General features: G+C 67.5%; 17 protein-coding genes, 1 tRNA gene and 1 pseudogene. 11 read left to right on the plus strand and 8 right to left on the minus strand.

Features of this window, described 5'->3' with window-relative positions:
• Nucleotides 1-30: 30 nt before the first annotated feature.
• The 3 genes from CIK77_RS15565 to CIK77_RS15575 are packed head-to-tail and all read right to left on the minus strand — an operon-like array spanning nt 31 to nt 3673.
• A complete protein-coding gene (locus CIK77_RS15565) occupies nt 31-1674 on the minus strand; it encodes a DNA repair helicase XPB (RefSeq protein WP_087053938.1) in 1644 nt (547 codons plus the stop codon).
• Nucleotides 1675-1710: 36 nt separating this feature from the next.
• On the minus strand, nt 1711-3393 hold the full coding sequence (locus CIK77_RS15570; protein ID WP_087053937.1) for a helicase-associated domain-containing protein: 1683 nt from the start codon (nt 3391-3393) through the stop codon (nt 1711-1713).
• Nucleotides 3394-3397: 4 nt separating this feature from the next.
• On the minus strand, nt 3398-3673 hold the full coding sequence (locus CIK77_RS15575; protein WP_087053936.1) for a multidrug ABC transporter ATPase: 276 nt from the start codon (nt 3671-3673) through the stop codon (nt 3398-3400).
• A 119-nt stretch (nt 3674-3792) separates the two neighbouring features.
• On the opposite strand from CIK77_RS15575, the gene CIK77_RS15580 reads away from it, so the two are divergent.
• Both CIK77_RS15580 and CIK77_RS15585 read left to right on the plus strand, forming a co-directional pair.
• The gene (locus CIK77_RS15580; RefSeq protein ID WP_087053935.1) at nt 3793-4176 is read left to right on the plus strand and encodes a cold-shock protein; all 384 of its coding nucleotides are present in this window, start codon (nt 3793-3795) and stop codon (nt 4174-4176) included.
• Nucleotides 4169-4810, plus strand: a complete 642-nt coding sequence (locus CIK77_RS15585; protein WP_249268481.1) for a DUF3027 domain-containing protein — start codon at nt 4169-4171, stop codon at nt 4808-4810. Before CIK77_RS15580 ends, CIK77_RS15585 begins: the two co-directional genes overlap by 8 nt.
• A 34-nt stretch (nt 4811-4844) precedes the next feature.
• Here CIK77_RS15585 and serC read toward each other — a convergent pair whose 3' ends face one another.
• Nucleotides 4845-5960, minus strand: a complete 1116-nt coding sequence (gene serC / locus CIK77_RS15590; RefSeq protein WP_087053933.1) for a phosphoserine transaminase — start codon at nt 5958-5960, stop codon at nt 4845-4847.
• An 81-nt stretch (nt 5961-6041) separates the two neighbouring features.
• Between serC and CIK77_RS15595 the strand changes: the two genes are divergently transcribed.
• The 5 genes from CIK77_RS15595 (at nt 6042) to CIK77_RS15615 (ending at nt 10044) form a co-directional block, all read left to right on the plus strand.
• Nucleotides 6042-6740 carry a metal-dependent transcriptional regulator gene (locus CIK77_RS15595; protein ID WP_087053932.1) on the plus strand — a complete coding sequence of 233 codons (699 nt, stop codon included), beginning with the start codon at nt 6042-6044 and terminating at the stop codon, nt 6738-6740.
• A 209-nt stretch (nt 6741-6949) separates the two neighbouring features.
• Nucleotides 6950-7822 carry a M23 family metallopeptidase gene (locus tag CIK77_RS15600; RefSeq protein ID WP_249268480.1) on the plus strand — a complete coding sequence of 291 codons (873 nt, stop codon included), beginning with the start codon at nt 6950-6952 and terminating at the stop codon, nt 7820-7822.
• Nucleotides 7823-8181: 359 nt separating this feature from the next.
• Nucleotides 8182-8679, plus strand: coding sequence for an HNH endonuclease (locus CIK77_RS15605; RefSeq protein WP_087053931.1), 498 nt, complete (start codon nt 8182-8184; stop codon nt 8677-8679).
• A gap of 38 nt (nt 8680-8717) precedes the next feature.
• A tRNA-Arg gene (locus CIK77_RS15610) sits at nt 8718-8790 on the plus strand.
• Between the two features lie 279 nt (nt 8791-9069).
• Nucleotides 9070-10044, plus strand: coding sequence for a hypothetical protein (locus CIK77_RS15615; RefSeq protein ID WP_087053930.1), 975 nt, complete (start codon nt 9070-9072; stop codon nt 10042-10044).
• Nucleotides 10045-10148: 104 nt separating this feature from the next.
• On the opposite strand, the gene CIK77_RS15620 is transcribed toward CIK77_RS15615, so the two are convergent.
• Nucleotides 10149-10769 (minus strand): TetR/AcrR family transcriptional regulator, encoded by a 621-nt coding sequence (locus CIK77_RS15620; protein WP_170934041.1) that lies wholly within the window; start codon nt 10767-10769, stop codon nt 10149-10151.
• A gap of 94 nt (nt 10770-10863) precedes the next feature.
• Here CIK77_RS15620 and CIK77_RS15625 point away from each other — a divergent pair, with 94 nt between their 5' ends.
• The 3 genes and pseudogenes from CIK77_RS15625 (at nt 10864) to CIK77_RS15635 (ending at nt 14436) form a co-directional block, all read left to right on the plus strand.
• Nucleotides 10864-11706: an oxidoreductase gene (locus CIK77_RS15625; RefSeq protein ID WP_258861485.1), complete on the plus strand. Its 843-nt coding sequence runs from the start codon at nt 10864-10866 to the stop codon at nt 11704-11706.
• A gap of 162 nt (nt 11707-11868) precedes the next feature.
• Nucleotides 11869-13065, plus strand: a pseudogene (locus CIK77_RS15630) (ISL3 family transposase); the annotation flags it as partial.
• 300 nt (nt 13066-13365) lie between these two features.
• Nucleotides 13366-14436: an IS110 family transposase gene (locus CIK77_RS15635; protein ID WP_087053927.1), complete on the plus strand. Its 1071-nt coding sequence runs from the start codon at nt 13366-13368 to the stop codon at nt 14434-14436.
• A gap of 203 nt (nt 14437-14639) precedes the next feature.
• Here CIK77_RS15635 and CIK77_RS15645 read toward each other — a convergent pair whose 3' ends face one another.
• The 3 genes from CIK77_RS15645 to CIK77_RS15655 form a co-directional block, all read right to left on the minus strand.
• The gene (locus CIK77_RS15645) at nt 14640-14975 is read right to left on the minus strand and encodes a histone-like nucleoid-structuring protein Lsr2 (RefSeq protein ID WP_087053926.1); all 336 of its coding nucleotides are present in this window, start codon (nt 14973-14975) and stop codon (nt 14640-14642) included.
• 95 nt (nt 14976-15070) lie between these two features.
• Nucleotides 15071-15670, minus strand: coding sequence for a DNA-3-methyladenine glycosylase I (locus tag CIK77_RS15650; protein ID WP_087053925.1), 600 nt, complete (start codon nt 15668-15670; stop codon nt 15071-15073).
• A 37-nt stretch (nt 15671-15707) separates the two neighbouring features.
• Entirely contained in the window at nt 15708-16220 is a 513-nt protein-coding gene (locus tag CIK77_RS15655; protein WP_087053924.1) for a methylated-DNA--[protein]-cysteine S-methyltransferase, read from the minus strand.
• Between the two features lie 111 nt (nt 16221-16331).
• Between CIK77_RS15655 and CIK77_RS15660 the strand changes: the two genes are divergently transcribed.
• Nucleotides 16332-20024 (plus strand): ATP-binding protein, encoded by a 3693-nt coding sequence (locus CIK77_RS15660; protein ID WP_087054026.1) that lies wholly within the window; start codon nt 16332-16334, stop codon nt 20022-20024.
• The last annotated feature ends 124 nt before the right edge of the window (nt 20025-20148 follow it).

Below are 20148 nucleotides of genomic sequence, written 5' to 3' on the forward strand. Positions count from 1 at the left end.
GCGGCGTGAGCGGGGCGCCGAGTGCCCTGCTCAGGCGGCGGCGAGGGTGTCTGCGTCGTAGATGGTGTAGCTGTAGCCCTGCTCGGCGAGGAAGCGCTGGCGGTTCTGGGCGAAGTCCTGGTCGACGGTGTCGCGGGCGATCAGCGTGTAGAAGCTCGCGGTCTGCCCGTCCTGCTTCGGGCGCAGCAGACGTCCGAGGCGCTGGGCCTCCTCCTGCCGCGAGCCGAACGAGCCGGAGACCTGGATCGCGACCGAGGCATCCGGAAGATCGACCGAGAAGTTGGCAACCTTCGACACCACAAGCACGGGCAGCCTGCCCTCGCGGAACTCCTGGAACATCCGCTCACGCTCGTCGACCGGTGTCGACCCGGTGATCTGGGGAGCTCCGAGCCCGTCGCTGAGCTCCTGCAGCTGATCGAGGTACTGGCCGATCACCAGCACCTGCTCATCCGGATGACTCCGGATGATCCGGCGGGCAACGTCGATCTTGGCCGGGGCCGTGGCGGCGAGCCGGTACCGATCGTCGTCGGCGCTCGCCGCGTACTCGAGCCGCTCGTCGGCCGGGAGGTCGACCCGCACCTCGTAGCAGGCAGCCGGCGCGATGAAGCCCTGTGCTTCGATCTCGCGCCACGGCGCATCGAATCGCTTAGGGCCGATCAGGCTGAACACGTCGCCCTCGCGACCGTCTTCGCGCACCAGCGTCGCGGTCAGGCCGAGGCGGCGGCGTGCCTGCAGGTCGGCGGTGAGCTTGAACACCGGAGCGGGAAGCAGATGCACCTCGTCGTAGATGATCAGGCCCCAGTCGAGAGCATCGAGCACGCCCAGGTGCGCGTACTCGCCCTTCCGCTTGGCGGTCAGGATCTGGTACGTCGCGATGGTGACCGGCTTGATCTCCTTGACCTGTCCGGAGTACTCGCCGATGTCCTCCTCCGTGAGGGACGTGCGCCGCAGCAGCTCGTCGCGCCACTGACGGGCCGAGACCGCGTTCGTCACCAGCACCAGCGTCGTCGTCTTCGTCTCGGCCATCGCACCCGCGCCGACCAGCGTCTTGCCCGCGCCGCACGGCAGCACGACGACGCCTGAGCCGTCGGTGGAGAACGTGTCGACCGCGTGCCGCTGGTAGGGCCGCAGCGACCACTCCGTCTCATCGAGCGCGATCTCGTGCGGTGTGCCAGGCGTATATCCGGCGAGGTCCTCGGCCGGCCATCCGATCTTCAGCAGCTCCTGTTTGATCTGCCCGCGCGCCCATGCCTCGACGACGAAGGTGTCGGGGGAGGGATGGCCGACCAGCAGCGGCTGCACCTTCCTGTTGCGCGACACCTCGGCGAGCACGGCGTTGTCCGTGGAGCGCAGGATCAGCTGCCCGTCGTCGTCGCGCTCGATGGTGAGCCGGCCGTAGCGGTTCACCGTCTCCCGGATGTCGGTGGAGACCGACGCGGGAACAGGGAACCTCGTCCAGCGATCGAGAGTCGCGAGCATGTCCTCTGCCGAGTGCCCCGCAGCCCTGGCGTTCCACAGCCCGAGCCGCGTCACGCGGTAGGTGTGGATGTGCTCGGGAGCGCGCTCGAGCTCGGCGAACACCGCGAGCTCGTGCCGCGCCGTCTCGGCATCGGGATGCGCGACCTCGAGCAGCACGGTGCGGTCGCTCTGGACGATGAGGGGGCCATCAGACATAGCGAACAAGTCTACCGGCGTGGGGTGAACACGGCGTCACGCGGGTCGGACGCCGGTGATCGATCTGATGGGGAGGGTGCGTTCCACGTCGGCGCCGCGGTCGAGCCCGCGCAGGCGACCTCCGCCCATCCCTGTCGCCTCCAGCGTGAGTTCGCGCGTGGAGCCGTCGGGCATCGCCACCGACACGATCAGCGTCGACTTGCCCTTCACCGCGGCGTTCAGCTCGCGTTCGAGCCAGGCGGTGTCGGTGTCGTCCGCCTCCGACTCCCGCAGCCGTTCGATGAGCGAGCGGTGGCGCTGCTCGGCCGGAGCGGCATCCGGGGCCACTCTGTTGCGATCGAGCACGATCGTCTCGCCCGCCTCGTCGATGGCGACGACGGGGTAGCGTGCGTCGGAGAGTGCCCAGAACACCGCCCGCCAGTCGGCTCGAGTGCGCAGCAGCGCGCCGTCCGCGACGAGGCCGACGGCGCGAAGCGATTGGTCGACGGCGATCGTCGCGACGAGGTGATGGTCGGGGCTGGAGACGATCGTGCGGCCCGTTTCGGGCTCAAGCGACACCCGCACCAGCCCGTGCCGCCCAGCGGTGCGATCGATCAGGTACGCCAACGGCTGCGGCACTCCCGTGATCGACAGCCCGCCGAGGAACTCTCTGATCGACTCAGCGGTCTCGCCGGCGGCCAGGGCGGAGGACACGGACCCCTCGGTGAATCGGTAGGTCGATGCCTGCGCGTGCGATTCGCGCACGGCCATCGCGCGCAGCCGCACGTCGAGCGGGGGCGAGAGCGTGCCAGGGGAGATGGCGGTGAGATCGTTCTGCAGGAAGACCCGGTCGACCTCGGCCGGCAGAAGTGCCAGCAGCGCCGACGGATCGGCGTCGCGACCCTCGCGCAGCGGTCGCGCCCACGCCGGCTCACCGTCTGCGGCGATGAGACCGGCGAGCTCGAACATCCGGCGCCAGCGGTCGGCCTCTTCCGGCCAGCCGGCCGCGAGCGGGTACGCCTCCGGCCAGAGCTCGGGGTCGACCCATCCGGATGCACCGGAGACCGGCCGGATGCCGTCGGGAATCGCTTCGCGCAGACCGAGCGCGAGATGCTCCCACCGGTGGGGCGTGGCCGCTCTCGTCCATTCCGCACCGGCGGGGGTGACCAGCCACCGCCGATCATCGGCGCGGATCAGGCCGGCCGTCTCCGCGGCCTGAACGAGGATGTCCGCCTCATCTGGGTCGCGGACGATGCCCTCATGGGTGAGTCTGCGGCGCTCGTTCGCGCCGAGCCGGCCGCCGACACGGGGCATCGGCGTGCGCATGCCGTCGAGCAGCACCTCTGCCATCGCCGACATGCCGGTGAAGGCCCGCTCCGCGGCGTGCGCTGCGGCATTCTGCGATGCCGCGACCGGCGCCGACGTCGGCGTGCGCGTGAGGCCATCCGGAATCGCCGTCAGCACGGGTGCGTACGGTCGTCCGTCGGCGTCGGTGAGACCGAGGCGCTCGCCGCCGGCGCCTTCCGTGAGATCGCACAGCACATCACGGGGGAGGGAACGAACAGCGGAGGTGACCGCATCGGTGGAGAGCAGGGCGTCAGCGGCGTCGAACCAGTCGCGCCACGATGCGTGCGCGGAGACACCGCGTGCCGAGAGCAGGGCGGCGATCTCAGCGTCACCCGCGACGCTGAGCCGCTCCGCGAGTGAGCGGACCCTGGCTTCGGCGCTGACGACAGTCAAGATGCTACGGGCGCTTCGCCGCGCGGCCCTTCCGGATCATCGTCATGATGACGAGCGTGAGCATCATCACGAAGCCGACGGGCAGGCCGATCATCGGGAACCACGACACGATCGGCCATGCCCCCTCGGCCAGTTGTGCTGCGTTCAACCCCGAGGCACTGGCGATCAGGATGACGAAGAAGCACACGACGGACACGATGATGATTCCGAGCGATGCGAAGGTCAGGAAGCGGTCGACCCCGCGGACGGGCGGCTCCTGCGCTGAGGACGGATTGCTCACCTTCCCAAGGATACGGCAGGCCGTGCGATCCGGGCGCGGGCGACGGTGCGGATGGGTAGGCTGGGGGAACGGGCGGTCCGCCCTGTCCGCATGTTGGATTCGTACTTCAAGAGGTGCCCATGCCCACCGGCAAGGTCAGGTTCTACGACGAGGAGAAGGGCTTCGGCTTCATCTCCTCAGAGGATGGCCAGGATGTCTTCCTGCACGTCTCAGCGCTGCCAGCCGGCGCCGACGCACCCAAGGCGGGGATGCGCGTCGATTTCGGCATGGCTGACGGGCGCAAGGGCCCGCAGGCGCTGTCCGTGCGCTATCTCGAGAAGGCGCCGAGCAGAGCGAAGCCGGCCCGCAAAAACGCGGAGGAGATGGCCGTGATCATCGAAGATCTGGTGAAGCTGCTCGACGGAGTCGGTGAGGACCTGCGCCACGGCCACTACCCGTCGAACGCCCACGCCCGCAAGACTGCCCAGGTGCTGCGCAAGGTCGCGGATGAGATCGATGCCTGAGCCGCAGGACGGGGCGGCCGAGGCCGCAGACGCGCAGCACGACGAAATGTCGGAGCCGGATGCCCGGCTCATCGCCGCGCACGACCTCGCGCTGGCCGCTCTGCGCGAGATCACGCCTGCCGAGTCGATCGGCGTTCCCGCCGGCCACAGGGCGGAGAAGGACGGCGTCGTCTCGCTGCTGTTCGAGAACCGGCTGCTGGGCTACCCCGGTTGGTACTGGACGGTGTCGCTTGCGGTGGTGCAGGACGCGGAGCCGACCGTGCTCGAGGCCGAACTGCTGCCAGGCGACGACGCGCTGATCGCGCCGGAATGGGTGCCGTGGTCCGTGCGCCTGAAGGAATATCAGGCCCAGCAGCGCGCGGCGGCCGAAGAGGAGGCGGCCCGCGCTGAGGCACAAGGCGACGACGAGACGGCCTTCGACGAGTTCGACGAGACCGACCCGGATGACGACGGAGACGATTTCTCGGAGGACGGTTCGCCGATCCTGCACGCCGGAGACGTCGACGGCGTCGACATCGACGAGCTCGACGCGGGCGACGATGACGAGCCGGATGACGACGAAGATCTGGACGACGAGGATCCGGATGACGACGTCGACTCGGACGACGGTGACGACGCCGAGACGAGCCGCTGACCGCGGCACGTCTCGGCGATAGCCGCGCCGCTGGCTAGGCGGGCTGGTTCTCGAGGACGTGCTCGATGCAGCGCACCAGGCGGCGCACGTCGTCGGGGTCGATCGAGACGAATGTGGCCACGCGCAGCTGATTGCGGCCCAGTTTGCGGTACGGCTCGGTGTCGACCACGCCGTTGGCACGAAGCGTCTTCGCGATGGCCGCCGCGTCGATGTCGTCGGCGAAGTCGATCGTTGCGACCACGGGCGAGCGGTGCGCGGGGTCTGCGACGAACGGGGCGGCCACCGAGGACGCCGTCGCCCAGTCGTAGAGCACGCCGGACGATTCGCGGGTGCGGGCGTCGGCCCACGCGAGGCCGCCGTTGTCGATGATCCAGCCCAGCTGGCTGTCCAGCAGGTGCAGCGTCGTGATCGCCGGTGTGTTGTAGGTCTGGTTCTTGCGCGAGTTGTCGATCGCGGTGACGAGGCTCAGCGATTCCGGCACGTAGCGGCCGCTCGCGGCGATGCGCTCGGCCCGCTCGATTGCGGCCGGTGACATGATCGCTGCCCACAAGCCGCCGTCGGAACCGAGGTTCTTCTGCGGCGCGAAGTAGTACACGTCGGTCTGCGCGATGTCGACGTCGATGCCGCCGGCAGCGCTGGTGGCGTCGATCACGGTGAGGGCACCGTTGTCGCCTGATACGCGGGTCACCGGGGCGTACGCGCCCGTGGATGTCTCATTGTGCGGCCACGCGTACACGTCGACGCCCGGCGTCGGCTCGGGCAGGGCGATCGAACCGGGTTCCGCCGTGCGGACATCCGGGGCCTCGAGCCACGGCGCGCCCGCCGCCGTGGCGAACTTGCCGCCGAATTCGCCGAAGGACAGGTTCTGGCTTCTCGACGAGATCAGACCGAACGCTGCGGCATCCCAGAACGCGGTCGACCCGCCGTTGCCGAGCACGACCTCGTAGCCGTCGGGTAGGCGGAACAGGTCGGCGAGACGCTCGCGGACGCTGCCGACGAGGTTCTTCACCGGGGCCTGGCGGTGCGACGTCCCCAGCAGGGAGCCGCCGACGGAGGCGAGAGCGGTGACCTGTTCTTCGCGGACCTTCGACGGGCCGCACCCGAAACGGCCGTCGGCTGGCAGGAGTTCAGCAGGAATCGTGAGCGTCATGGCTCAATCGTATGACCGCTCGCGGACCCGTACACGCACCCGGTCGAGGTAGGCTTGCCTAACACCGATACGGAGGCCTCGATGACCGATCTGATCGATACGACGGAGATGTACCTGCGCACCATCCTCGAGCTCGAGGAGGAGAACATCCTTCCCCTGCGCGCGCGGATCTCGGAGCGCCTCGGGCATTCCGGTCCCACTGTGTCGCAGACGATCGGCAGGATGGAGCGCGACGGGTTGGTGCACGTCGGAGACGATCGGCGCCTGGAGCTGAGCGCGGCCGGCCGTCAGAAGGCCGTCGACGTGATGCGCAAGCACCGCCTCGCCGAGCGGCTGCTCTCCGATGTGATCGGGCTCGACTGGGCGTTCGTGCACGAAGAGGCCTGCCGCTGGGAGCACGTGATGAGCGAGCAGGTCGAGCGTCGGCTCGTCGAGCTGCTCGGCCACCCCTCCGAGTCGCCGTACGGCAACCCGATCCCGGGGCTCGACGCGATCGGCGGCGACGCCGGCGGTGAGTTCGACGAGGGCGTCGTGGGGCTCGTCAAGGCCCTCGACGCGGCGGGCGAGCCGATCACGGGAACCGTGCGCCGACTCGCCGAGCCTGCGCAGGTCGATCCGGAGCTGCTCGAGCAGCTGCGAGGCGCGGGCGTCGTGCCCGGCTCGACAGGGCAGTTCCGCTACAGCGAGGGATACGTCCTCGTCGAGATGAACGACCGCGACGAGGCGCTCGAACTGCCAGCCGAGATCGCCTCGCATGTCTTCCTCGTCGCACCGCGCTAGGAGCGAAACGACCCGATGCGGGTCGATTCGTGACTCTGCCGTGACTTTTTCGTTATCTTCGCGTAGCGTAGGTGCGTCGGCGCGTGTTTCGCACGCCGACACCTGCGGGCAAGCGCCTCTCCGGCTCGTCCTTCTCGCAGGCCGCACTGACCCCGAACCAGTGTTGACGAGTCGGCGCCCCTGGGCGCGAGGTGACGGAGGAAGAGCTTTTGACCCACACCGATTCGTCAGCAGGCGCACCCGACGCCGCTGAGTCAGAGACCCTCTCGAACGGTGCTTCCGCGATCTCGCGGCGCGACATGCGCCGTGCGGAGCGTGAGTTCCGCGCAGGCGCCAAGAAGCCCCAGTCGACTGTGCATCCCGTGCGTTCGTTGGCGACGGTGGGCGCGGTGCTCGCGCTCCTCGCCGGCGTGGCGATTCCCGCGTACGCGGCGACCAGCGGCAGTGCGGAGCAGTCCGACAACCCTTCGGCGCACGAGCTGGCCGAGCAGAACGCACAGACGCTGTCCGTCGGCGAAGGTGTGAAGGCCGACGACCTCGAGGTGTCGAACTACGCCGCGACTACTCCCGAGGAGATCGAGGAGCAGAAAGCGGCGGAGGCAGCGAAGCGCGCGGCCAAGGCCGCCGCGGCTGAGAAGGCCGCCAGTACGGCGTCCTCTGGCACGAGCACGCCGGCTGATATCGGCGATTCCTCGGTCGAGCCGGTCGGCGGCGCAGTGAATCCGCTGCCTGCCGGTTCCTACTACATCAGCCGCACCGTCGGCGGCGGCCACGCGGGTGCCGACATGGTCGCCCCGGGCGGCACGCCGATCTATGCGGCGAAGTCCGGCACGGTCACAGTCTCGTCCGAGGGCTACTTCGGCTACGGCGTCGCAGTGAAGATCCAGCATGGCGACGGCACGGAGACCCTCTACGGTCACATGACCTACGGCAGCCGCCAGGTCGCCGCAGGTCAGCAGGTGTCGGCAGGTCAGGCGATCGGCGCCGTGGGCAACACGGGCCGTTCATACGGCGCTCACCTGCACTTCGAATACCACATCAACGGCGCAGTGGTCGATCCGGTCCCGTACTTCGGGCTGTAACCGACGCTCAAGCGGCGCCCGTCTCCTCAGGGAGACGGGCGCCGCTTTTTCTGTGTTCGTCTCCGTGAGTTCACCCGAGTGTTGCCGCCCGGGCGTGTCGCGTGCGTTACGCTGTAGCCGTTGCCGCGAAGAACGCGAAGGGAGATGTCGTGAGCCGAATACCTCGCATCCGCACCACGGATGCTCTCGGTCGTTACGTCTTACGGCATCGTGTGCACACGATGCGCGGGTCATCCGCGCGCACAGGGCGCTGTCTGTGAGGCAGTGCCCTTTTTCGTACCCGCACCCCCTGCCTTCACAAGTGGTGGCGATGGTTCGAGAGCCCGGAAGCCGTCCGGGACCCATCGAAGGGAAAACGTATGCGCACTCTGGTACTCAACGCCGGATATGAGCCGCTCGCCGTCGTGTCGTTCAAGCGGGCGCTGGTTCTCGTGATGAACGACAAGGCGAGCGTCATCGAACGGATCGACGGCGACCCCGTCTGGGGGGCGAACACGGTCTTCGACCGTCCCGCCGTGATCATCCTGTCCCGATACGTGCGGGTCCCGCAGGCCCGCAGAGTCCCGGTGACCAGACGCGGAGTCCTGCGCCGCGACGGCAGCCGATGCGCGTACTGCGGAAAGTCGGCGTCGACCATCGACCACGTGATGCCGCGCTCGCGCGGGGGAGGCGACACCTGGACCAACCTCGTCGCCTGCTGCCTGCGCTGCAACAACCTCAAGAGCGACCGCACGCCGAAGGAGATGGGCTGGCACCTGAGGTTCAGCCCGCAGGCGCCGCGAGGAGGGGCATGGACTGTGCGGGGCACTGAGCGGGGCGATCCGCGCTGGGAGCCCTACCTCGCCCTGGCTGCCTGATGTGAACCCTGCGCGCTCGCACGGTAGGCTGAGGGCGGGCCTCCGTAGCTCAGGGGATAGAGCACCGCTCTCCTAAAGCGGGTGTCGATGGTTCGAATCCATTCGGGGGCACTTGAAGTTCGACGTTCCAACCTGCAGGCACATGCTCGGGGTTGGGACGTCGAACTCGTTTGGGCCGGCTGCTCGTTCGACTGACCAGTCGTGGGCTTCGCGGGCATGTTCCCGTCCTCTCGACAAAGGAACGGAACGAAGCCCAGGGCGGTTCAGTCGGCCTTCTTCTGGTTCGCTGCCCGTTGCGCGGGGTTGGAGAAGCCTTCGTCTTTGCCGCCGTTCTCGGCTTGTTCCTTGGTGAAGAAACGCAGGTAGGAGATGGCTAGCTAATATGGCCCCATGACTCTCGAGAGATATGCGTCGTCCCTGACTCCGCCGCGAAGAGACCTCCTGACCTTGCTGACGGCGAGAGCTTCAGGACTCGCGGCGGAGCAGACCGACATTCAAAACTTCGTGTTCGTGCCGGGATACCAACACCCAACTTGGGAAGACAGCGACGCGGTACTCTGGCGGGCGATTGAGCAGATGATGCTTGTGTCGCCTGCGGGCGACGACGAATTGCCGATCATCTGGATCGGTTACGACGTGGCAACGAGATTCACGAGTAAGCGGGAATCGCAGGGATTCTTGGTCACTGATCGGCGACTCATCGTGAAGGACACCATTGATCTCGTGTTCAGCAAGGGTGAGGAGCGGCAGTACCCGCTCTATGTCGGGCCGACCGGTATCGCGGGATCTGCCTCCACCATCGCTTCGGCGGCGATCGAAAGCTACGACTGGGAGGGTGCCGCGTCGCTTGTTGACGTCGAGGACGCTGAATGGTTCAGTCAGCTGCTTGTGAGCGCGATAACAATGATTCTCGAGACGCTTACGAGCACCGGCGCTGAGGTAGCTGACGAACCGCCGCCCTCCTCGAGTGACATTCGCGGGCGTGTGAAGGAGCTTGGGCTGGGGTCTGAGGTGAAGTATTTCGACGATAAGAAGCACGCCAAGCACTTCTCGAAGTTTGCTAAGAAGATGCCGCTAGATGAGGGCGAGCAAGTTCTCGCTTCGTTCAGTGATGGCACGCTGGCCGGTGTGTATGGCCTCATGCTCACCGACCGCAACGTGCGATCACGCGACCTTATGGAGGAACCCGTAAGTACTCCGCGCTCTCAGGTGGACGCCGCGGCAGTGCGGGTGAGCCCGAAGAGTGAGCATAAGATCATTGTCGCCGCTGGCGAGGTGCACGATGTCCCGAGTCACCTGAGCGAAAACGAAACGACCGCGCTGGTGACTCTCATTCAGGAGTGGGCGGACCTGCAGATCAACTGATCCGTCTCGTTTCTCGATTGCCGTTGTCGTCGCTGTCGTCGTCGTCGGCATTCTTGGCTCTTCACAATCCAGGGTGTAGAGACGGAATGGAGTGTCGTCCTCGGTCAGGTGAGGCCGAGCGCACGTGTCCAGATCAGGCTGAGTGCGTCGACTGACTGGTGGGGGTCCTCGTCCCTGGCGAAGGTGGTGTAGAACTCGCGCTCGGTCATCGCGACCAAGGCGCGGATCACCGCCGGGAGTCGGTGCTCCAGTTCGTCGTCGTTGGCCGTTTCGGAGGAGACGATGGCTAGGGAGCTGTGCTCGATCTCGGTGCGTGCTTGGTTCCACAGGTCGGCGACTGTTTCCACGCTTGGTGTGAGGTCCGCTGCTGCCCGCAAGACTGCGCCGTGTGTCCTCCACAAGAGCGCTGTGCGTCGGATGGCCTCGGTGATCGCGACCGCGCCCGCCGAGCCAGTAGCGCGGTCGCTGGTGGCGACACCTGAGGTCAGCTCGTTGACCACGCGTTGTATCAGGGCTGCCAGCACGTCGTTCTTGGATCGGAAGTAGAAATACAAGGTTGCGCGGTTGATGCCGGCCGCGTTGGCGATCGACTCGACGGTCATTGCATCCGGTCCGGCCTCGCGAAGTTGCTTCTCGGCTTCGTCGAGGATTGCCCGCTCGCGCAGCTCCCCCTTGGTTGGCGCTAGAACGCGGCGACCGCGCTCGTCGTAAATGTAAGGGGACACCCGACCAGGGTATACCCCGACCAGTCGGGAATCTACATGGTGTTGATTATTATCAACACCATGTAGATTAGGTCGTATGAATCAATCACCGAAGTTGTTCTTCATCACTGGTGTCAGCTCCGGATTCGGGCTGGCCTTCGCCGAAACCGCCCTGGAGGCGGGGCACACCGTTGTAGGCACTGTTCGTCGGTCCGAGGACGCGGAGGCGTTCGAGGCCCTGGACCCGCGACGAGCCCGAGCCGTTCTTGTCGATGTGACTGATGACGACGCAGTGCAACGCGCCGTTGATGGCGTCGAGCGCGATCTCGGAGCGATCGATGTGGCGATCGCCAACGCCGGCTACGGCCACGAAGGCGTCCTTGAGGAGTCGCCCATGTCGGAGCTCCGCCGACAGTTCGACGTCAATGTCTTCGGCGCCGTGGCCACTATCCAGGCTATCCTGCCGTACATGCGACAGCGCCGCCGCGGGCACATTATTGGCGTCACCTCGATGGGTGGCCTGATGACCGTTCCTGGGCTGTCGTACTACTGCGGCAGCAAGTACGCGCTCGAGGCGATCTTGGAGACGCTCGGCAAGGAGGTTGCCGGCCTGGGGATTCATGTCACCGCAGTGGCGCCTGGCTCATTCCGCACCGACTGGGCCGGCCGATCCATGGTCCGCAGTGAGCGGTCACTCCCGGACTACGACGAGCTCATGAACCCGATACGGGCCAACCGCCAAGCCGCGCACGGCAACCAATTGGGCGACCCCCGGAAGGCTGGCCAGGCGATACTCACGATCATCGAAGCACCCAATCCCCCCGCGCATCTCGTGTTGGGATCGGATGCGCTTCGCCTCGTGGTCAACGGACGAAAGACCATCGACGACGAGATCACAGCTTGGGCCGAGCTCAGCCGGTCCACCGACCTCGCGGACGGAGCCCAGATCACCGGTTGACTGACGAGAAAGTCAGCTGGCCCACCCGCTGAGAAGAGACGGGCCCACCAAGTGGGCCGCCCGCGGGCCCGGGCCCGTCCCCTTCTGGTCGTTCCGCCCGGGCGTAAGGAGAGGCGATCGGCAGCGGCGGGTTCTCACACCGCTCATCGAAGAGACTCCAAGGTGCCCGACGCTACCGTCGCAGCGAGCCCTACTGGGTTCGCACCCGCTGATCTGATCACGTTCTGCCGTCTCGACGAACTTGGCCTCGAGGTGACCGGCCAGCGACTCGAACCCAACCGTGCTGTGCTCGCCTGCCGGGTAGTCGAACCCGACAACTGGTGCCGACGCTGCGGTGGCCAGGGGGCCGTGCGTGACACCGTGATCCGACGACTCGCCCACGAACCGCTCGGCTGGCGGCCCACCACGTTAGCGGTCACGATCCGTCGCTATCGGTGCGCCGGCTGTTCGCACGTGTGGCGCCAAGACACGACCCTCGCCGCCGAACCGCGAGCGAAGCTGCTGAGGTGGGCGCTGGAAGCTCTGATGGTCCAGCACCTCACCGTCGCCCGCGTCGCCGAGAGCCTCGGGATCGCCTGGAACACCGCCAACGACGCCGTGCTCGCCGAGGGCAAGCGGGTCCTGATCGACGACGTCACCCGCTTCGACGGGGTCCGGATCCTCGGCGTCGACGAGCACGTCTGGCGTCACACCAGGCGTGGCGACAAGTGCGTCACAGTGATCATCGACCTGACCGGCATCCGCAACGGCACCGGCCCAGCTCGCCTGCTCGACATGATCGAGGGCCGCTCAAAGCAGGCGTTCAAGACCTGGCTCAGCGAGCGCCCGAAAGCATCGCGCGACGGAGTCGAGGTCCTCGCGATGGACGGGTTCACCGGCTTCAAGACCGCCAGTACCGAGGAACTGCCCGACGCGACAACGGTGATGGACCCGTTCCACGTGGTCCGCCTGGCCGGCAACGCGCTGGACCGGTGCCGGCGACGGATCCAGCAAATCACCCACGGCCACCGGGGCAGGAAGGACGACCCGCTCTACCGCGCCAGCCGGACCCTATACACCGGTGCCGATCTCCGTAGTGACAAGCAGAAGGACCAGCTCACCGCCCTGTTCGACAGCGACGAGCACGTCCAGGTCGAGGCAACCTGGGGGATCTACCAGCGAATGATCACCGCGTACCGCGAACCCGACCGTGCCCACGGTCGTGAGCTGATGGTCAAGTTGATCGAGTCCGTCAGTCACGGCGTGCCGCCCTTGTTGAGCGAACTCGTCACTCTCGGGCGGACTCTGAAGCAGCGTGCCGACGACGTGCTTGCCTACTTCGACCGCCCAGAGACGAGCAACGGGCCGACCGAAGCGATCTGTGAGTCTGGCTCTGGCTGATCTGGGATCGGCTGGTCAGGATGGATACCGGTCGTGTCGAACCGGGTGTGACTCTCGAAGCAATTGGCCCGCAGCTTGCGGTGTCTTCCCGTTGAATTGTCCGCTCGGTGCGGCGCGGCCGGCGCCGTCCGGCCCACCTCGGTGACCTCATCAGGAGACTGCCCGACCCTCCGGTCGTGGCCCATCACAGATTCGCCCCGAAGTGACCTCTTCCCGGACCGGCGCCGGCCGTTCAGCGACCGTGACCATGTCCGTCTCAGGAGAGGAGCGTCGATCGCCATGGCTATCGTCGCGCATGCTCGTCCGTTCGTCATCGGCGTGGACACCCACGCCCGCAACCACGCCGTCTCAATTCTCGCTTGCCCGACCGGCGAGATCGTTGATGAGGCCCAGTTTCCAGCCACCGCCGCAGGCCTGTCTCGGGCCGTGTCGTGGGCCGGGCGCCGCACTGGCGGTGACGTCACTGTGCTCTGGGTGATCGAGGGCACCGGTACCTACGGTGCTCGTCTGCGCGCAGTAGCCGCGGACACCGGATACACGGTCGTCGAGGCTCCGCGGATAAACGCCCGCGCGAACCGCACGATCGGCAAGTCTGACCCGCTCGATGCACGCCGTATCGCTGCCGCAGCCCTCCCGCTGCACGAGACGCAGCTGCGCGAACCGCGCGCTGACGACGGCGTCCGCGCGGCAGTCAAGGTGCTGCTCGCCTCCCGCGACCACATGAGCACCGAGCGCACCGCGACGATCAACGCGCTCACCGCGCTGCTGCGCGTCGTCGACCTCGGCATCGACGCTCGCCGCCCGCTCACCCAGGCCCAAATCGACGCAACTGCCGCATGGCGGGCCCGCCATGAAGCCCTCGCCACAGCGACCGCGCGCGGCGAGGCCACCAGGCTCGCTAAACGGGTCGCTGCGCTCGACAAGGAGCTCAAGGACATCACCAAGCGCATCACAGACCTTGTTCGCCAGAGCCCCGCTGGTGGCCTGCTCGACCAGCCCGGCATCGGCCCGGTCACCGCCGCCGTCGCGTTGACGTCCTGGTCGCATCTGGGTCGGATCAGATCCGAGGCTGCGTTCGCCAGCCTCGCCGGCGCCAGCCCAATCCCCGCGTCCTCGGGCAACACCGTGCGGCACCGCATCAACCGCGGCGGTGACCGCCGTCTGAACCGCGCCCTCCACATGGCCATCGTCACTCGCATGCGCATGGACCCAAGAACTCGCGCCTACGTCGAGCGCCGCACCGCTGAAGGACGCACCCTCCGCGAAATTCGCCGCTGCCTGAAGCGCTACCTCGCCCGCGAGATCTACCGCCACCTCACCACCGCAGCCCGCGCCCAACTCACCGCTTGACAAACATAGGAGATTCAACGGACGCCTGGAGCACCTGCGCGGCTCGGCCCTGGGCTTCCGCAACCTGACCAACTACATCGCCAGATCCCTGCTCGAGTCCGGCGGATTCAGGCCCCGACTGCACCCTGGATGTGAAGAGCCCCATTGCAGTGCGTGAGGCCCGGCCGGAACGAATTCCGGCCGGGCCTCACGCATCGCCTCGGTCAGTTCGCGGCGTCGTACGCCTCGAGGATCGTCGCCGGAACGCGGCCGCGGTCGGAGACGGTGTAGCCGTTCTCCTTCGCCCACGCACGGACGGCGCCGAGGTCGCGGGAGTTGGAGCCGCGTCGGCGCTGCGCCTTCGGTGCGGCGCCCGCCGCGCGACGGCCGGCCGAAATGTACGGCGCGAGCGCGTCGCGAAGGTCGTTCGCGTGCTTTTCGGTCAGGTCGATCTCGTAGCTCTTTCCGTCGACGGCGAAGATCACGCTTTCGCCCTCTCCGGGTTCGAGAACGGTGCCGTCAAGGTCGTCAACAAGCTGATGCACAATTTTTCGAGCCATGTCGGAACAATAACACCCCTGCACGGACCGCGCTATTCACCTTCGGTGTTCTCAGCGCCTCGATAAGGTGTTTCGCAAGCCGCAGATGACGACGGTTACTCCCGTCCCTCCCAAACACCACTCGAACCGCGGCGATGACTTCCCAGTAAATGGGTGTCGACGATTCCGATCGCCTCCATCAGCGCGAACATCGTCGTGGGCCCCACAAAGCGGAACCCGCGCCCACGCAGGTCTTCTGCGAGAGCGATCGATTCCGGCGACGACGACGGCACCTCGCCGGCTGTTGCCGGCGCGGGCGTCCGATCGGGGCGGTGGCTCCACACCAGCTCCGCCAGACCGCCGTCCGCGCGCAGTGCGACGGTGGCCGAGGCGTTGTCGATCGTGGCCAGGATCTTTGCCCTGTTTCTGACGATTCCGCTGTCCGCGAGGAGTCGTTCGATATCAGGACCATCGAATTCGGACACGGCGTCCGGATCGAATCCCGAGAATGCCGTTCGAAATGCCGGTCGCTTGCGCAGAATGGTCGCCCACGACAATCCGGATTGGAATGCCTCGAGGCTGAGACGTTCGAAGACACCGCGCTCGTCTCGCACAGGAACGCCCCATTCAGTGTCGTAGTAATCGCGGAGCAGTTCATCTTTCGACGCCCACAGGGGGCGGGCCAGTCCGTCTTCTCCGGTGACGAGATCGGTCATTCGCCGTTCCTGTCGTTTCGGGCATTCGGCACTGCGTTCACTGTGCGTTCTCGAGTTCCAGCTCGATCAGATAGCGCTTCGCTTCCTCGTTGCCGCCGTATTCTCCGAGCGAGCCGTCCGCGCGGACGACTCGGTGCACAGGCACGACGAGGGAGAACGGCGTCGTACGACATGCCGTTCCGACGGCCCGTGCGGCGCGTGGGCGACCGGCAACGGCGGCGACCTCCCCGTAGGACGCGGTTTCGCCGTAGGGGATCTGACACACTGCGCGCAGAGCGTCGCGGGCGAAGCCGTGCGTCAGTCGCCAATCGAGCTCGAAGTCGAACACTCGCCGCTGTCCGGCGAAGTACTCGTCGAACTGGCCGGACACCTCGTCGGTGCGCGACGGGTCGGCGTCGCAGATGACTCCGTGATCGCGTGCGAGACGTTCGGCGGCGGCGTCCGGCGACCCGACAGCGAGCGCGACGAGGCCGACATCGGAGAAGGCGAGCACCGCGGCGCCGATCGGCGTCTCGACGATGCACGAGCGGTAGGACGACAGCGGGATCATGGACCCATCATGGGGGTGGTTCCGGCACCGATCGATGTGAACTCACCGGCAATCCCGCGAAACTCCGAGGATGCACGCCCGGTGGGGGCGGCGGGTGCATACCCTGACAGCGTGTGGCGTGCAGATGACGACGCCGCGGATCCCGATCCCGCGGCGACCGCGAACCCGACCGACCTGGGTGTCGCGGAACCCGGTGTCGAGGTCGTGCACGCCGCCGACTCCGAACGCGACCGGCTGCGCGCCGCAGCCGCAGCGCTCGGAGGGCCGTCGCCTCTGCTGCATTTCGCAGACGATGCCGATGCCGCGATCGACGTCACAACGGCCCACCCAGCCAGCCTCCCGCAGTTCATCACGGGTCGTTCGACGCTGCTGTCGAATCTGTTCCGTGATGAGGTCGCGATGCGCACGGCCAGGCTGGCCGCAGAGAAGATCACGGCGAAGCACGTCGAGCTGCGCAACGTCAGGGCCATCGACGCGGTGCGACTGGCGGTCGGGGTGGCCACCTGGACCACGGCAGGGGAGCGATTCACCGCGCCGGTGCTGCTGCGTCCGCTCGGCATCCGCCGGCACCACACCACTTTCGAGCTGAAGCTGCACGGGGGCTTCTCCGTCAATCCCGAGCTCGTCCGAGCGCTGCGCGAGCAGTACGGGATCGAGCTCGACGGGGCGCAGCTCGCCGCGCTCGCGCACTCCGACGGAGTCTTCAAGCCGCAGCCCGTCATCGACCACCTCAGAACGGTGACGCGAGACATCGCCACGTTCAGCGTGCGTCCGCGGCTGATTGTGTCGACCTTCGCCGACGTGGGCCGTGCGATGGCCAGCGACCTGTCGGAGCTCGATCATCCCGTCGTCGACGCGCTCTCGGGGCACGACGGCGCACTGCAGTCTCTGCGCGGAGACCGCGGCGTGCCGGAGACCCCGCACCCCGACGAGCGCTCGCCGGCCTCAGACACCCTCCTGCTCGACGCAGACGCTGAACAGGAGCGTGTGCTCTCGCGCATCACGGACGGGCAGTCCATCGTGGTGCACACGCTGCCTGGCACCGGCGGCACGCAGACGATCATCAACGCCGTCGGCTCGCTCGTGCGGGCGGGCAAGCGCGTGCTCGTCGTGAGCCCGCGCCGTTCGACGCTGGACGGCATCAGGCACCGGCTCGCTGCTGTGGGCCTGGACGCGCTGGCGGTCGCGCCGACATCGCTGCGCCGCGACCTGATCAGGGCGATCGGCCGCAATGAGAAGGCGGTCCAACCCGATGTCTCCGATGTCGATGACGCCCTCGTGCGCCTGCGCACCGTGCTGCGTGACTACCGGAGGGCCCTCGTGCGCGAGCACCGCTCCATCAGGGTCTCGCCGCTCGACGCCGCTCGGCGACTGACCAGGCTCGCCTCCCTCGCGAACCCGCCCTCGACCAGTGCGCGGCTCGGCCTGGACGCATTGGAGAGGCTCTCAGGCGACAGGACGGACGCCGCCCGCACCCTCACGCTCGCCGCCAGGCTCGGTGAGTTCAGAGTCGGGCCTGACGAGTCGCCGTGGTACGGCGTCTCGTTCACCTCGACCGAGGAGGCCCGCTCCGCGCATGAGCTGGCGGGCCGGCTGCAGGCTGGAGACGTGCCTGAGCTGCTCGAGCGCGGCTACGAGCTCATCTCGCAGACGCAGATGCGGCCGTTCTCGACCATCGACGAACTCGGCGAGTATCTGCGACTGCTCAGCGGCATCCGGGATTCGCTCGACCGCTTCAGCCCGACGGTCTTCGAACGGCCCCTCGCCGATCTGATCAAGGCGCACATGCCTCGACGGGAATCGGCGACGCTCTCCGGAGCGGCCCGTCGCCGACTCAAGAAACTCGCCAAGGAGTACGTGCGCCCCGGCGTGCACGTCGGCGACATGCACAAGGCCCTGGTGCGTATTCAGCATCAGCGCACGCAGTGGCAGCATCTCGTCGACGTCGGCACGGTGCCTGAGATCCCGATCGGCCTGGCCGAAGTGCAGTCGCAGTGGGAGCGCGTCACCGCAGACCTGGAGCGCCTCGACGGTGCGCTGTCGAGAGGCACCCGCCTCGCGGCGATGCCGGTCACCCGCCTGGTGCGCACCCTCGGTGGACTCGCCGCCAAGAGCGAGGTGTTCGACAACATCGTCGAGCGCGCTGAACTGCGCACCAAGCTCGGGGCACTCGGTCTCGAGCCGCTGCTGAACGAGCTCGCCGTTCGTCACGTCGACGAAGGGCGCGTGGCGGAGGAACTCGAGTTCGCGTGGTGGCAGTCGGCGCTGGAGCACCTGCTGCAGTCCGACCGCGCCCTGCTTGGTGCGAACACGTCGGTGGTCGACAAACTCGAGCGCGACTTCCGCCTGGTCGACGAAGCCCACGCATCCGCATCAGGCTCGCTTCTGGCCTGGCAGCTCGCCGCGCAGTGGAAGATCGGCATCATCGACGAGCCGGATGAAGCGGAGGCGCTCAAACGAGTGCTCACTCGGGGCGAAGCCGATGTCGCGGCCCTCACCGCGCGTGCTCCGGCACTGATGCGCACGCTCGCCCCGGTATGGATCGCCTCGCCCTACGAGGCGCCGCGGCTGCCGCAGGAGGAGAGCTTCGACGCCGTCATCGTCGCCGACGCCGCCGCGATCAGCGTTGCAGAGTCGGCGCCGGCGATCAGGCGTGCCCGCCAGGTCGTCGCGATCGGCGATCCGGTGACGCAGAAGCCGACGCCGTTCCTGGTGCAGCCGGGCGTGAGGCCGGATGAGGAGGCGCCGTTCGACGGTGCCAGCCTGTTCGAGTCGTTGGCCGAGATCCTCCCGGTCGAGACGCTGACGCGCAGCTACCGCGCCGGCGGCGAGGACCTCTCGGCGCTCGTGAACGACGCGTTCTACGGCGGCGAGATCGTCTCCCTGCCGTGGGCTGGCTCCTATCTCGGGCGCGGCAGCCTCAACGTCGACTACGTCGAGGGCGGCCTCGGCGCGCCGGACCCGGAGACCGGCACGGTCTCCAGCCCCGACGCCGAGGTGGCGCGCGTCGTCTCACTCGTCGTCGAGCATGCGATCAACCGGCCGAGGGAATCGCTGATGGTCGTCAGCGCGAACCAGCGCCACGCCGACCGGGTGCGCCATGCGATCAACGTCGCGTTCTCCGGGCGCAGCGATGTCGCCGACTTCGTCTCCCGTGACACCAGCGAGCCGCTCGCGGTGCTCACGCTCGAAGAGGCGGTGGCGGAGAGCCGTGACCGCGTGATCTTCACGCTCGGCTACGGGCTCACCAAACACGGGCGCGTGCTCAGCGACTTCGGCGAGCTGTCGACGCCGGACGGCGAGCGTCTGCTCACGGTCGGCATGACCCGTGCGCGCCGCTCCATGGTGATCGTGTCGTGCATCCGGCCGTCGGCGTTCGACGAAGGGCGCCTCGAGTACGGCGCAGCGACGTTGATGAGCATCCTTGCCGGGCTGTCATCGCACGACCGCGAAGCCAGGCTCGAAGATCTCGCCGATCCGCTCACGCTCGTGTTGGCGCGCGAGCTGCGTCGAGTGGGCGTCGCCGTCGACGTCGACTACCGCGGCCTGCTCCCGCTCGTCGCGCAGCACGGGGGCAGGGCCGTCGTCGTCGAGTCCGACCCGGAGTCGCGCGGCGAGTCGCTGCGTGAGTCCCTCCGCCTGCGCCCGCACGTGCTGCGTCGACTCGGCTGGCACTATGTGCGCGTGCACGCCTTCGACCTGTACAGCGATCCGGTGGCCGTCGCAGGACGGATCGCCGCAGTCCTCGGCGTACCAGGGGACACGCACAAGGCAGAGGGCGACACCCAGCCCATGGACCTCTGACCCGGCTGCGCTGGCCGAGGGCACGCATCTGGCGGCGTTGTCCTCGTCGACGGGCTGAGCCCGTCTTCCTCGTCCGCCTTGCCATATGCGCACCCTCGGCCATGCTCACCTCGGTGGACCAGCG

Origin of the sequence: Microbacterium sp. JB110, assembly GCF_003335195.1 — a bacterium.
Lineage (GTDB): Bacteria > Actinomycetota > Actinomycetes > Actinomycetales > Microbacteriaceae > Microbacterium.